This is a genomic window from Neptunomonas marina (assembly GCF_004005935.1).
GTDB lineage: Bacteria > Pseudomonadota > Gammaproteobacteria > Pseudomonadales > Balneatricaceae > Neptunomonas > Neptunomonas marina.
In genome coordinates, this window is sequence record NZ_SACQ01000005.1 from 247,566 (window position 1) to 261,075 (window position 13,510).

Below are 13,510 nucleotides of genomic sequence, written 5' to 3' on the forward strand. Positions count from 1 at the left end.
TTTGAGCATATCCATTTATTTATTCTCAGGGCGGGGTGAAATTCCCCACCGGCGGTAAAGTAGCGCACCCCGTGTGTCTGCCAAGCCCGCGAGCGCCTTAAGCTAACACTTAAGGGTCCAGCAGAACTGGTGAGAATCCAGTGCCGACGGTTATAGTCCGGATGGGAGAGAATACGTTTCGGTGTGGGGCCCGTGAAAGCGGGGCTGACACGCCCGTATCGCTGTGTGCGTCGCATACAGTGTCTTCTGACGCCCTGATTCAGGTAAACCTAGGAGTCATACCATGAATCAGATGTTAAGTTTAAAGCCAAACAACCTTGGTGGTACGCCACTCGAGCGTATGAAGTTAGCCCTCGAACAGCTTAAAGCCGGCGGCGGAGTCATCGTGCTGGATGATGAAGATCGTGAAAACGAAGCTGATCTTATTTTTTCTGCCCAGCACTTAACTGAGTCGCAGATGGCGATGATGATCCGCGATGGCAGCGGTATCGTTTGTCTTTGTTTGTCGGGTGCTGCGGCTGATCATCTGGCTTTGCCGCCAATGGTGGAACACAACACAAGCCAAAATCAGACCGGTTTTACGGTTAGTATTGAAGCACGTGAGGGAGTAACGACGGGCGTCTCTGCGGCTGATCGCGTCACTACGATTCGAGCAGCAACTGCAATCGGTGCTCGTGCTGAGGATCTTGCTAGACCTGGGCATATTTTTCCGTTAAGAGCCCATGATGAGGGTGTGTTAGGGCGCCGTGGTCATACTGAGGCCACCATCGATCTTGTCAGGTTGGCTGGCTTATCACCGGCAGGTGTGTTGTGTGAGCTTATGAATCCTGATGGGACAATGGCGCGCTTGTCCGACGCGCAAACCTTTGCCAATAAGCACGCACTGCCGATCTTAACGATTGCGGATATTGTCAGCTATCGGCAAATAAGTCCAAACGTTTGAGGCTAGCGCTATGGCTGGAGAATGCTCCAGCCATAGCCCTTATCACTTAGGCGAAAGGTGAGATTCGATAGAGCTCACAGCCTGTTGATTAAGTATCTGCTTTGCACGCTGCAGTAGTTTTTCAGTGGCAAATTGCGCTGAGATCAGCCCATCTTGGCTGCCGAGTGCACCTTGTTCGAGGAGAGTCTCAACAAAGCTATCTAAGGTTCGAATATCGCTGTACTCAGGTGAGTTAAACCCAAATAGGTGATGTAGTTCAGCGGCAATGCGTTGACTCTCTTGCAAGAGCTCTTCCCGCAGCATTGCGCTGTTATGTTGAAGCACACGAAGGACGATGAAGTAACGCAGTAAAACAGGCTCGGCGGTTTGCATGAGCACGATGCTCAAAGGATTATCTGAGAGTGTAACCGCACCGTTTTTATCATGGGAGATACACGCCTGCGCCTCTAGTGCCTGTCGTGTCCGGCGGAAAACTTCCGGCAGATCCTGTGCTTGCCAAGGGAGAAACAGCTCACGTTGCATCAATTGAAATAGCGGCCGTATTAACACAGGGAGTGTCTGCAAGCGGGGCTTAGCGTAACGCTTGGCCAAAAGGAGATAGATGCTCGGTAATAGCAACATATGGTGAAGCTGGTTGCGATAAAACGTCATCTCGCGAGCTTGGTGAGCAGTGAGGTAGTAGTGTTCCTCGTCTATGCTTACTTGGTCACGCTGCAGTGCCTTTTTAAGCCACCGCTCGGGTTCTCCAGCTGCGATATCAGCTGGTGGGTTGGGTAGATCGAGCAGCAGCGCTTTCAACATATGTAATGCCTGATGCGCGTGCTGTTTTTCGATACGTAGTTGTGGCGAGCCAAGTAGTAGCGTAGCGATCAGCGCAGTCTGGTTCACGTATGCTGCGGCGTTGATCTTGGTGAGTACCTCAGTGGCGAACTTGGGTGCCATCTGCTTGGCTTGATCGGCTAGGTTGTCATCTATGGTGGAGGGGAGCGCCAAGGGGATAGGTTCGCCAAACGATAGTGCCGCATCGCCAAATTGGCGTGTGAAAGACTTGAGTGTCACCAGCAGCCCCCACAAAGACTCTTTGGCCTTTTTGCCGCCATCAAGCTCTTTTTGATAGCTCTTGCTCTCAACCAGTTTGTCGTAGCTGATCCAAACAGGCACGAGCGTGACCGGTTTACTCGAGTCACGCAGGTAGTTCTCGATGGTCATAGTGAGCAAACCGGCTTTCGCTGATAATAAGCGGCCAGTGCGGCTGCGACCACCCTCTAAAAAATACTCCAGCGCATGACCGCGCGCGGCCATATGGCGCAGGTAACTTTTAAAGAGCGTTGCGTATAGCTTGTCACCGCGGAAGCTGCGACGCATAAATACGGCACCACCGCGCTTTAAAATAGAGCCGAGGATGGGCGCGTTGAGGTTATCGCCAGCAGCAATATGGGGAATCATCAAACCATGTTGATAGAGGTTCCAAGATAAAATGACATAGTCCATATGGCTGCGGTGACAGGGTAAGTAAACAACTTGGCTGTCGATAGACGCCTCTTGCACCTTATCGATACCTGTGACGTGCACACGACGATAAACCTTGGTCCAAAAAAGGCCCAGAAAGTACGAGAGTACCCGAGCAGTGGCAGGGCTGAAGTTGGCGGCAATCTTATCTAGCTCTCGATAGGCTTGCTGCTCGATATCGGAGTAGGGTGCGTGCTCTTGTGCGGCCAGTGCGTGAATTTGCGCTTTGACGTCTGGGTCTTTCAAGATGAGGCTCAACTGGGCCGAGCGATTAAGCAGCGCAGGCCCCAATATGGCCTTGCGGCGGCGGTGAAAATAGGTCTGAATAAGCCGCAGTGCCTTATGCGCATAGACACCAGAAGGTTGATCAGGGTGGCTTTGCACCAAAGCTTTTAGCGAGAGAGGACGCCCCACTTGAATTAACGTATCGCGGCCGTTGACCAGCACTTGTAAGGCGCGGCGCAGAGGGTTTGCTGTGTTCCAATGCTCGCCTGATAATAAGTTAAACAGAGAGGTTTCGCGTCTTGGCATACGGCCATGGAAAATAGAGACGGGTACCACCTCGATATCCTGATCATCCGCCAAGAAGCCAAGCCGCTCAACCTGTGCCTCAAGGCGTTGGCGCGACTCGTTACCATGGTGATGGCTAGCGGTTAGAATCAGCGGAAGTGGGCGCTCAAACCCTGCATCTTTCATACAGCGTTTTAATAACAGCTGATGTGAGGTTCGGTCGGTTTCCAGAATGTAGAGGGTTTGGTTACTCTGTTTCAGATGGTGCTGACCCTGCACATTCGTGTTCACCAGCATACGAAGCAGCGGCTTTTTGAGCCAAGACGAGAACAACATAGGTAGCCTGTTAGTAGTGCGGTGGTGGCGGTTCATCTGCCGATACTTCCTGCATCGGCTCGCTTAATTTTTTCAGTTGATCATTCATTAAGCGCAGTGCCTGTTGTAGATCCAAAATAATGCGATCTTGTTTGGCCATCGCGTTGCTAAGCTGGTCGATAGCCTCTTCTTGAAAGGCCACGCGGGCTTCCAAATTAGCTATCTGTTCTTCTGGTGTCATAAAGCGAATATCCGTTGTTCTAATGACTTGCGTTAATATCAGCCGATATTGTCGTCAATGAGTGTCAGGAATAAGATATAACCTATTGAATGTTTGAGTTTTCTTATGTATATCTGACAGATTATCGTGCTTTGATTTAGTTACACGATCTAAAATAATAGTAATGAATAAGACAAGAGATAGATAGATGAGTGGTAATCAGATAGTTCGTAGTGTGATTGTTAGTGTTATCGCGTCCGTTTTAGTTCCGTTGTTGTTGAATGCAACATCTTCAGCTCAAATTGAATTGGGCGCTATGTCGATCATCACCGTATTCGTTGTTGTATTGGTTTGTACCTTGATCGCTGCTGCAGGTAAGTCAGCACCCGTTGCTGCAAGTGGTTACAGCGCTGGCGCGGAGCAAGCAGAAGATGATGAAAATGATGATCGCGAGCAAGGAACGGTGAAGTGGTTTAACGTCTCAAAAGGGTTTGGTTTTATTACCCGTGAAAATGGTGACGATGTATTTGTCCACTTCCGCAATATCCGTGGCCGTGGCCATCGTTCGTTAAATGAAGGACAAAAGGTGCGCTTTAATGCGCGTCAGGGCGATAAAGGTTTGCAAGCAGAAGATGTCTCTGTTGTGCGTGGCTAATCGCTGATTAGATGAGAAAGCGGAGCATAAGCTCCGCTTTTTTTTTGCCCGTTTTTTAGACGCTACTCCGGTGCTTTTCTACTTTTGAGTGAGGCTTCACTTATTATTTGGCGGGTCCGAGTGATGAGTGCTGCGCCATCGGTGTAGCCGTATGTAATCGGGTAAACTTTATCCTCGATGGCTAACAGCAACGCGGGGAACCCGTCAGCACCTAACTGGCTCGCAAGCTGACGATGTTGATTAAGCGCCTCTTGTGTCTCGGGATCATCAAGCTTTTGACTGAACAGCTCGGCGTCTCCCCCAAGCTTGCGGCAGATATCGACCAACGTGGAGCGGTCTGATGGGTTGAGTGCTTGTGTGTAGTAGGCCTGCTGAATGGCAGCAACCATTTCAGCAGATGAAGTACCAACATCTTCTGCCAGAATAACCGCCCTACATGCACGCCACGTACTGCGTCTTGGTGTATTGTTTTGCCAGAATGCGTGGTTGAAAGGTGTGCCTGTTTTAGCTTCGATATGGCGCCAAATATCCTGCAGCTTGGTGCGCAACTCACTGGGCATCGGTTCATCCGTATCCGGTGCTAGGCCGCCCAGCAAGTATTGGGTGGGTATCTCGGGATATTGCGCTGTTAGATCGGAAAACGAGCGCTGAAATGCCCAGCACCAACTGCACATTGGATCTAAGACGTAAATAAACTGCATTAAAAGAGCTCCGGCTGAGGTGTCGTCCACGCCTTTAGAGGCGCACATGTCGGCTCGAGTTCCGCTAGGCGTTGAGCAAATTCGATCGCCAACTGAGGCGCACGTTCGTTGTTGGGTGTATGGAAGAAAAAGTAAGGTGTTTTTCCTTCCTCGATCCATGCTTTCGCTTTATTCACCCATTGGTCGAGTGCTGAAGAGGCAAGCTGATAATCCAATGGCGTGATAAAACGCACCATGGGATGCTGGCCTGTGGCGATCACATGAAGCGGAACACGAGGTTTCGCGCGCAGTGCTTCCTGTGTTACGGCATCGGGCATTGGGTGTGCGAACAGTGTGCGGGTATCAAATGCAACGCGGTTGATACCCCGCTCAAGTAGCAAGCGATTAAAAGCGCGCTCCTCATCGCTCTTGTTAAAGAAATTCAAATGTCGAACTTCAATCCCATAAGAGAACTCTTGTGGGAGCTGCGACAGCAATTTTGCCAGCGAAGGAAGATCTGACGGTGCGAACTGGTGGCTCATTTGTAGCCAAAGTATGCCTACTTTCTCTTTTAGTTGTGCAGCGTGCACTAAGAAGTTCTGCACCTCTTCATCACAGTGGCGCAGCTTGAGTTCGTGGGTGATGCGCTTGGGAAACTTTAGGCAGAATCGGAAGGTGCTTGGTGTTTCTTCATGCCATTGTTGCAAAGTACTTGGTGCTGGTAGGCCATAAAAGGTGTTGTTCCCTTCCACGCTTGAAAAGTGTTCAGCATAACGGGGGAGTGCGGCCCGCTTATCCGCAAGATCTGGATACCACTCGGGATGGTGCCACTGGGCGAGGCCGATAAAATATTTCTGCGAAAGTGTCTTCATCTCGCTATGGTCTCTTGAACAGCTGTTATACTCAAGTCTGTGATTTTTAATCGGTTGTTTGGAGTATCTGATTAGATGGATTTTGCCTCCCTGCTCGGAATTATCTCGGGCTTAGCGTTGATCATCTCTGCGATATTTATCGGCGGCAATGCAGATGTCTTCGTTAATGTGCCCGGTGTAATGATCGTTGTCGGTGGCACGATGGCAGCGACATTGCTGACAGTACAATTTAAAGATGTTCTGAACGCGTTTCGTGCTGCGTACATTGTGTTTACCCGCGATAAAACCAACTCCTCTGAAATGATCGACACCATGATCAAGCTGAGCCGTATCAGCCATCGTCATGGGTTGCTTAAGCTAGGCGATGTGAAAACTGATTCGGCCGTATTGCGCCGTGCCTGTAATTTACTCTCTGAAGCGGCATCTGAGCAGGTTATCCGTAATACGCTACAAAACGAAATCGACTCTTTAATGGCGCGCCATTTTTCGGTTCAAGAGGTGTTTCGTAAGATGGCCGCTTATGCACCGGCATTTGGTATGTTGGGTACGCTGATTGGTCTGATACAGATGCTTAGCGAACTTGATAATCCTGAAGCCATTGGACCTGCGATGGCGGTGGCCTTGTTGACCACATTTTATGGCTCCCTTTTGGCAACCATGGTTTTTCTGCCTATCGCCGGAAAGCTAAAGGCACGGACATTGATGGAAGTGACGAACCTAGAGATTATCCGTGAAGGCTGTATCAGTATCCTGACGAATGACCATTACGCCCACGTTTATGAGCAGTTATCGGCTTATCTGCCTGAAGCTGCCCGTAAACCGATCACCGGTGGTGATAAGGCGAAGGATGTAAAATGAGTTCGCGCAAGATCGTCGATAGCGAAGAGAGTAATGGCTGGATCACTACGTTCGCTGATTTGATGACCTTATTGCTCGTCTTTTTTGTGTTGTTGTTCTCGATGTCGACGGTGGAAAAGGAGCGCTTCGCGAGCACTGTTCGATCATTTCAACTGGCCATTAACACCAGCACGGGCGGCAGTATTATTCCATTGCCCGAAGAGCTGCGAGCCCCTGCGACTGAGCTGCCTGAAGCGTTAGAGGATGACAGTCAGCAGCTTCAGATCCAGCCCGAGCCCATCATTCTGGAAGACGAAAAACCCCGTGCACCTGAAGTGCCTGAAGATAGCGAGCGAACTCAAGAGCTCGAATATATGTCTAACAGCCTGAAAGATGTTTTCTCGACGATGGGTGTTAAAGATGTGGTTGAAGTCGGCGAGCCGAAGGATGGCAAGATACGTGTGCGCGTCAAAGGCTCTGTACTGTTTAACTCAGGCGACGCTGCGTTCAACCGTCAGATGATGCCGATACTCGATGGCTTGCTTGATCGTCTCGAGGAGAACCCAGAGTTTCGAGTGGATATTCAAGGCCACACCGATGATGTGCCGATCGAGACCGCTCAGTTCCCATCTAATTGGGAATTATCAGCGGTGCGCGCTACCACCGTTTTGCGTTATATGGTTCGCGGCGGTATCGACCCTGAGCGTCTTACTGCAACTGGCTATGGTGATTCGCTGCCAATCGGTCCCAATAACACCCCAGAGCAGCGCGCCGATAATCGTCGAATTGAATTTGTACTGGAGAAGTCGCAGAAATAATGAAACCGGTAATAGAGTTTGAAGAGGATGCAAACCACCCGCGACAAAACTATCGGGTCAAGCCTATGCCTAACGACCCCATTAAACTACTTGTCGCTGGCCGAGAGATGGAAATTATTGACCTTTCTGTGAAGGGAGTTGCGTTTCGTTATGCCGGCGAGACAAAGCAGTCGTCATACCCTATTGAGCTGCTTATTAGTGTCGGGCGCCGATACCAAGTGGCGTGTGAGCTGCGTATAGTGCGGCATCAGGATGATATAGTAAGCGGAGTATTTGAAGCGCTGTCGGCACGCGACGAGACGGTACTGAATAAATTGGTTATGGCGTTGCAGCGGCGCGATATACGTGAGGCGACAAAACGTAAGGACGATAATTAATTTTATGTCTTGCAATTGCGAAAATGCTCCCGTAATATACGCACCACAATTTGATGCGGGGTGGAGCAGCTTGGTAGCTCGTCGGGCTCATAACCCGAAGGTCGTTGGTTCAAATCCAGCCCCCGCTACCAGATTTTATAAAAAAGCCGACAAGTTTTTGTCGGCTTTTTTATTGCCTGTTTGTCTATAGCTCGTTACCTTTCACTCTCAGGATTAGCTCCTGCTTAATAGCAAGAGCTGAGCTATCGAGATCGCTTCTATACTTGCCCCTCAACCTGATTAGCTAACCAATCGCGTACTAGCTCGACGCCGACTTTCGGGCGTGGTGATTCTGGTGGCTCAAGCATATAGAACTGGGACTCAGTCGTGAGTGCCTTATCAACGGGACGTACCAGAAGGTCACTCGCTAGGTAATCATCCACAAGATGAGCCCATGCTAACGCAAGCCCCTGACCATTGAGAGCCGACTGGATAACGAGTGGGTAGTTGTTGATCTTAATCCGTTTAGCATTTTCACTGGGTGGTTTTAGATCACAATTGATAAACCAGTCATTCCAACTTAACCAATCCTCTCTCACTTCTAGGGATAGCAGCGTGCTTTCAGCGAGGCTCTCTGGGTTGGCAATATGTGGGTTCTTGGCCAAGTAAGCTGGGCTGCAAACGGGGAATACCGACTCACTAAATAGCGGTGTCGCGATGAGGTTTGAGGGCAGCGTTCGGCAATAGAAGAGCGCGAGATCAAACTCGTCATTGCGGATGTTTGCGAGTGAGTCCACAGCTAAAATTCGGATATCGACTTCTGGGCGAAACTGCCAAATCGCTTGGACGCTGCTTTACGACGAGGTTGTGGTGGTATTAGAGGGCACCTTCAAGGTACGTACCAAAGATGGTCTACTGGTGGGTGAAAAAGGCGATGTCTTGTGGCTTCCCGATGGCGCAGAGCTTCAGTATGAGGGTGATAACGCGTTTATCTTTTATGCCGTTCAGCCGGGGAATTGGAAAGAGGTTCATAGCATCGAAAATCCATAGCGCTGATACCTTCTAAAAAATAAGCAGAGTGAGGGATTGTATAATCCCTCACTCTCGCTGTTGTACTTTAACGCAGGGCCTCGATACGCATAACCGTATCTTTAATTGCGCTATTCTCTGGATCTAATTGCAACGCTTTTTGCGCGTAGCCGTAAGCGCGTTCTGTGTCTGACTCTTTTATCAGCCAAGCGAGGTTATTCAATGCGCGTGCATCGGATTCATCGGCGCTGACAGCTTTCTCAAACTGATCGATCGCCTTGTTTTGTTCTCCCTGATCTATGTAAATGCTCGCCAATAAATTGTGCAAACGGGCGCTGTCAGTAATTTTATTGGTTGCCCGCTCGAGGAAGGGCGCCGCTTGCTCTGGTGTATTGGATTGCAAGTAGTTAGCGGCAATCTGCTCTGCAAGTGCCGCTGTTGGTAACAAATCAAACGACTTGAGGTACAGTTTTTGTGCCTCTTCACGATTACCGCTTTTCGCAACGATCGCTGCAGTGATACCAATTAACTGAGCATTATTTGGATCGCGTTTGATCGCGCCGCTCAGTGCTTTGATGGCGTAGTCGAAGTTACCCTGCATCGCCTCAAGCTGACCCAGTGCAAGAATCGTTGGCACGGCATCTGGGTTAAGTTCTAAAGACTTTTGTAGTGAGTCGCGTGCCTCATCTACCCGCTCAAGGGAGCGCAGCGGTGCTGCTTTTAGGTAGTGTATGAACGCAGACTTAGGCTTGAAGGTTTCTGCTTTTTTATAGGCATCAAGCGCTTGTGTATACTCTTCTTGCTGCATGTAAGAGTGACCCAAGAACACGTGTACTTCTGCGCTACCACTGTCTTTGTAGGGTGTTAGTGCAGAGAAGGCCTTCAGCGGTTGTTTGTTTTCAAGATGGCGGAACGCGATCTGCAGTGCCACATCTTCTGAAGGTGTGGCCTCTTGCGCTTTCTTCAGTACCTCTAGGGATTCCTCATCTTTATTGAGGTAGGTTAGATATCCCGCGAACTCTTCAGCAATTTTCGTTTCTGATGGGCTGTTGTCTAGCGCCTGCTGGAAATAGGCTTGCGCTTGCTCTGTGTCTTCCTCTTGTGCTGCAACAATGGCGAGTTGACGCAACGCAGGTACGTAATTGGCTTCTTTTTCCAGCGCTGCTAATAGGGCTTCTTTACCCGCAGGCTTGTCATTCTGCATCAGCAAAATGGTGCCTTTCATGGTATCGACAAGCGGGTGAGCTTTCTCTTCTTCACTTAAGGTTTCTAGTGTCGCAAGTGCGTTATCGTAGTCTTTGGATTTTATGTAAACACGAACGATAGAAAGGTTGGCGAACAAGCGGTTAGCTTCATCTTTGGCAAGCTCGTTGAGTTCTTCAATCGCTTCATCGTAATTCTCTTCAAAGATAAAGGAGCGAATCAACCCCAATCGTAGGCTGGAGTCATCGGGCGCTTTGCCTAATGCTTTCTCGAAGTACTGCTTACTCGCTTTTGTATCGCCTGTTTGCAGCGCTGCATTGGCGATGAGCTTCAATGTGGGCAGATCGGAGCTGTCATTGATGGATGGCTTCAGTGTATCCAGTGCTTGCTGAGGGTTTTGCTTCTGCAAGTGGATATAGCTCAGCAGTTTTCGTGATGGCTCGTGATTTGGGTATTTTTGGCTGAATTGAGCAAGCTGTGACTCACCCTGCTCGAGATTCCCTTGCTGTGTATTGATTGTGCCTAAAAGTAAGAGCACCGCAGGGAACTGCTCGGTATTGCCTAATAGACGCTCGCCCAGCTCTTTTGCGCTGGTAAAGTCTTTTTTGTCGTATGCTAGCAGTGTTTGTACATAGATAAGTTGCGGATCATCTTTTAACAGGCGCTTGAAGAAGCTGGATTCGATAGTTTCGACGGTGGTTCTGGCTGCGTCTGCTTTACTTGCCAAAATCTGAGCATGCGCTAGACCGCGCAATGCAAGGAATCGCTGAAAACTTTTCTCAAGTTTAATCGCATCAACTGCGGCTTGGTAACTGCTCTCAAGCTGCGCCACATCGCTTTTATCTTTAAAAACCTCGGCTTTGAGGAAGAGCGCGTCTATGTTGTTTGGTTCAGATGCTAGGACGTTATCTAATAGTGTAATGGCTTGATCTAACTGGCCTTTACTAGCCGCGATGCGTGCTTCGAGAATACGTGCTTGTACAGGAGGGTTAGCATTGGTGAGCACCTTTGCCAGCGTAGCTTCCGCTTCTGCACGTTTGCCTAGCTGCAACTGCGCAGATGCCGAGAATGCTTGTTTAAGTGCCTGGAGCTCTGGCGTATCAGTAGCGCCTACCTCTGACTTACTGAGTAGTGTCTCTGCATCATCACTTTTTAGCATCGCTTTGGCGAAAAGCGGATAGACATCCAATTCTGTGGCTGCGCCTGCGAGTGCGTGACGAAGCTCTTTCGCTGCGCCTTGATAGTTACCAATATCGTAATAGAGCTTACCTAGCAGGAAGCGTGCTTTTGAGTGGTCCGGCGTTTGCTGAAGCGCGTTTTTTAGCTCGATCTCACAGGTTTTTAAATCTTCTTTTTGGCAGCTGGATTCGGCGCTAGATACGTACTCCTCAACGCTCTTTTGTGGGTCCCCACACCCAGATAGTGCCAAGCCTGCGGCGATAAAAAGGGGTAGCGACTTACGTGTAAAAAAGTGCTGTGGTAGCAAACGCATAGTAAATCTTCCTTGGTTGGCTCGATGGACGAACTCGATTTCAGGTTGTTTGATGCTTATTACCTATCATACGCGCTTCTTGTTGATGCGCGTGAGGTTAGGCGCTTTATTCATATGCTCATTTTGTTCCAGCGTAACTCACTAGATAAGGTTATGAGCAGTGGTTAAGTTCTTAAGCTAAGCTGTAGGTTACAGCTCCAAAGTTTAAGCGTAGGTTAATTGGTTATTGTTACTGTGCACAGACGGTTAAATAAATGTGATGTGTGCCGCGAATTTTACGTGAAATTGGGGTGCTTTGTTTTATACGGCCGTTTCAAATGGGTCTCATGTTAGCGATTGTTGGTCATTGAAATGCAGTTTTCGTCGTGTATATTCGTGCCACAGTTTTCTCAGTAACGTGAGACATATGTGCAAGGAGTCGCAAATAGCTGTGTTGACACTCTCTAAGCAGCGGTAAGCAAAAAGGTTTTCTGATGGAAAAAGCGGATTTAGGACTTTGTAGTAATCAAATGAATGACTTGAACGTACGCCAAGCAGGTTCGGAAAGAGAGGTTCCAAAAGCTCGAATGCGCTTTTGTCACGGTAAGTTTCGTTTGTTTGGTCACTTTGTTCACGCCCAGTTTGTGCTTTTGGCATTGATCGAGTTTGGATTGATTAGTGCGGTTAGCTACTCAGTCAATGCGGGTTCAGCGGCCGTTGATGCGTCAGGGTCGTTTCTTTGGCTCTTGCTTAGTGCTGTTATGCCTGTTGCGGCATTCTCTTTTAGTTTGGCGGCAATGGGTCTCTATGATACGCGCCAGCGACAGAGCTTTAACGGTATTGCGTCGCGTATTGTTGTGGCGATCCTATTTGGCATGGTTCTTTGTGCTTGTGTTGGTTTTATCTTTCCGCAAACAACGCTCACCGCTGGTAGTTTAGGCTTAACGTCGCTTGGGTCTTTGGCTGTTGTCGCGATTGTACGTGGGCTTTTCTATGCATTTGTTGATGGCCATATGTTGCGTAAACGTGTCATCGTTATCGGCGTGGGCCAACGTGCATCCTCGATTGATCGTTTGCGTCGTAAGTCAGATATGCGTGCTGTTAATTTGCTGGGTTTCGTTTGCTTGGATGAATCAACGCAACGTGAGGTTGATCAAGATCGTATCCTTAAAATAAAGGGTTCGATTCGTGACTTTGCAATCGCCAATCGTGTGGATGAGATCGTGATTGCGCTGGATGATCGTCGTCAAAAGCTACCGGTTGAGGACCTCCTAGATTGTCGCATGAGTGGTATCGATATCGTAGATATGCTCGACTTCTTTGAGCGTGAGCGCGGTATTATTCTACTAAGCCTTCTCTATCCCGGTTGGTTGGTGTTTGCGAAAGGCTTTGCGCCAGACGCTTTGCGTGCCTTTAAAAAGCGAGCGCTAGATTGGTTGGTTAGCTTTGTTCTCTTATTGGTGTTTGCTCCTTTTATGCTTTTGACAGCGCTTGCGATCTATATCGAAAGTGGTTTCAAGGGGCCTATTCTATATCGACAAAAGCGTGTGGGGCGTCATGGTCACGTATTCGATGTTATTAAGTTCCGCAGTATGCGCACAGATGCTGAGGCCAGTGGTAAAGCTCAATGGGCAGTAGATAATGATCCGCGTGTGACACGTGTCGGGCATTTCATCCGTAAATATCGCTTAGATGAGCTTCCTCAGCTCTGGAATGTCTTCGTGGGTGATATGAGCTTAGTTGGTCCTCGCCCTGAGCGTCCGGAGTTTGTGGAGCACTTAGGTGAAATTAACTCACTCTACCGTGAGCGTCATCGCTTGAGCCCCGGTGTCACGGGGTGGGCGCAGCTTTGCTACCCATACGGTGCATCTGACGAGGACTCTATCCAGAAGTTGCAGTATGACCTGTACTACGTTAAGAATCACAGTATCTTTTTAGATATCTATATCTTGATACAAACCGTCGAGGTTGTGCTCTTTAAGAAAGGGTCTCGTTAATACTTGTCAGCAATAAAAAAGCCGCTTAGTTAGCGGCTTTTTTATTGCTAAATTTTGTGCTGGTAGTGGTGCGTCAGCGCGCAAAAAAGCCGCCC

Annotated in this window: 13 protein-coding genes, 1 tRNA gene and 1 riboswitch; of the genes, 8 read left to right on the forward strand and 6 right to left on the reverse strand. The window is 49.0% G+C overall.

Annotation, left to right across the window (positions count from 1 at the left end):
* The first annotated feature begins 17 nt into the window (after positions 1–17).
* Positions 18–177: riboswitch (FMN riboswitch) on the forward strand.
* A gap of 106 nt (positions 178–283) precedes the next feature.
* Positions 284–943 (forward strand): 3,4-dihydroxy-2-butanone-4-phosphate synthase, encoded by a 660-nt coding sequence (gene ribB, locus EOE65_RS12195; RefSeq protein WP_127694591.1) that lies wholly within the window; start codon positions 284–286, stop codon positions 941–943.
* Between the two features lie 42 nt (positions 944–985).
* On the opposite strand, the gene plsB is transcribed toward ribB, so the two are convergent.
* Both plsB and EOE65_RS12205 read right to left on the reverse strand, forming a co-directional pair.
* Complete coding sequence (plsB, locus tag EOE65_RS12200; protein ID WP_127694592.1) at positions 986–3,334, reverse strand: glycerol-3-phosphate 1-O-acyltransferase PlsB; 2,349 nt, start codon at positions 3,332–3,334, stop codon at positions 986–988.
* Positions 3,309–3,518, reverse strand: coding sequence for a SlyX family protein (locus tag EOE65_RS12205; protein WP_127694593.1), 210 nt, complete (start codon positions 3,516–3,518; stop codon positions 3,309–3,311). The genes plsB and EOE65_RS12205 overlap by 26 nt, the downstream gene beginning before the upstream one ends.
* Before the next feature lie 187 nt (positions 3,519–3,705).
* Between EOE65_RS12205 and EOE65_RS18345 the strand changes: the two genes are divergently transcribed.
* Positions 3,706–4,152 carry a cold-shock protein gene (locus EOE65_RS18345; RefSeq protein WP_127694594.1) on the forward strand — a complete coding sequence of 149 codons (447 nt, stop codon included), beginning with the start codon at positions 3,706–3,708 and terminating at the stop codon, positions 4,150–4,152.
* Positions 4,153–4,214: 62 nt separating this feature from the next.
* Here EOE65_RS18345 and EOE65_RS12215 read toward each other — a convergent pair whose 3' ends face one another.
* The gene (locus EOE65_RS12215) at positions 4,215–4,853 is read right to left on the reverse strand and encodes a DsbA family protein (protein WP_164847101.1); all 639 of its coding nucleotides are present in this window, start codon (positions 4,851–4,853) and stop codon (positions 4,215–4,217) included.
* A complete protein-coding gene (locus EOE65_RS12220; protein WP_127694596.1) occupies positions 4,853–5,704 on the reverse strand; it encodes a DUF72 domain-containing protein in 852 nt (283 codons plus the stop codon). The genes EOE65_RS12215 and EOE65_RS12220 overlap by 1 nt, the downstream gene beginning before the upstream one ends.
* 75 nt (positions 5,705–5,779) lie before the next feature.
* Here EOE65_RS12220 and EOE65_RS12225 point away from each other — a divergent pair, with 75 nt between their 5' ends.
* The 4 genes from EOE65_RS12225 (at position 5,780) to EOE65_RS12240 (ending at position 7,867) form a co-directional block, all read left to right on the forward strand.
* Complete coding sequence (locus tag EOE65_RS12225) at positions 5,780–6,562, forward strand: motility protein A (protein WP_127694597.1); 783 nt, start codon at positions 5,780–5,782, stop codon at positions 6,560–6,562.
* Positions 6,559–7,359, forward strand: coding sequence for an OmpA/MotB family protein (locus EOE65_RS12230; RefSeq protein WP_127694598.1), 801 nt, complete (start codon positions 6,559–6,561; stop codon positions 7,357–7,359). Before EOE65_RS12225 ends, EOE65_RS12230 begins: the two co-directional genes overlap by 4 nt.
* Positions 7,359–7,736 (forward strand): PilZ domain-containing protein, encoded by a 378-nt coding sequence (locus tag EOE65_RS12235; RefSeq protein WP_127694599.1) that lies wholly within the window; start codon positions 7,359–7,361, stop codon positions 7,734–7,736. Before EOE65_RS12230 ends, EOE65_RS12235 begins: the two co-directional genes overlap by 1 nt.
* A 54-nt stretch (positions 7,737–7,790) precedes the next feature.
* Positions 7,791–7,867 (forward strand) — tRNA-Met (locus tag EOE65_RS12240).
* A gap of 126 nt (positions 7,868–7,993) precedes the next feature.
* On the opposite strand, the gene EOE65_RS12245 is transcribed toward EOE65_RS12240, so the two are convergent.
* On the reverse strand, positions 7,994–8,512 hold the full coding sequence (locus EOE65_RS12245; RefSeq protein WP_164847102.1) for a LysR substrate-binding domain-containing protein: 519 nt from the start codon (positions 8,510–8,512) through the stop codon (positions 7,994–7,996).
* Between EOE65_RS12245 and EOE65_RS12250 the strand changes: the two genes are divergently transcribed.
* The gene (locus EOE65_RS12250) at positions 8,493–8,765 is read left to right on the forward strand and encodes a hypothetical protein (protein ID WP_127694601.1); all 273 of its coding nucleotides are present in this window, start codon (positions 8,493–8,495) and stop codon (positions 8,763–8,765) included. The two genes, EOE65_RS12245 and EOE65_RS12250, sit on opposite strands and share 20 nt — an antisense overlap.
* A gap of 67 nt (positions 8,766–8,832) precedes the next feature.
* On the opposite strand, the gene prsT is transcribed toward EOE65_RS12250, so the two are convergent.
* Positions 8,833–11,439: an XrtA/PEP-CTERM system TPR-repeat protein PrsT gene (gene prsT, locus EOE65_RS12255; protein ID WP_127694602.1), complete on the reverse strand. Its 2,607-nt coding sequence runs from the start codon at positions 11,437–11,439 to the stop codon at positions 8,833–8,835.
* A 509-nt stretch (positions 11,440–11,948) separates the two neighbouring features.
* Between prsT and EOE65_RS12260 the strand changes: the two genes are divergently transcribed.
* Positions 11,949–13,415 carry a TIGR03013 family XrtA/PEP-CTERM system glycosyltransferase gene (locus EOE65_RS12260; RefSeq protein WP_164847103.1) on the forward strand — a complete coding sequence of 489 codons (1,467 nt, stop codon included), beginning with the start codon at positions 11,949–11,951 and terminating at the stop codon, positions 13,413–13,415.
* The last annotated feature ends 95 nt before the right edge of the window (positions 13,416–13,510 follow it).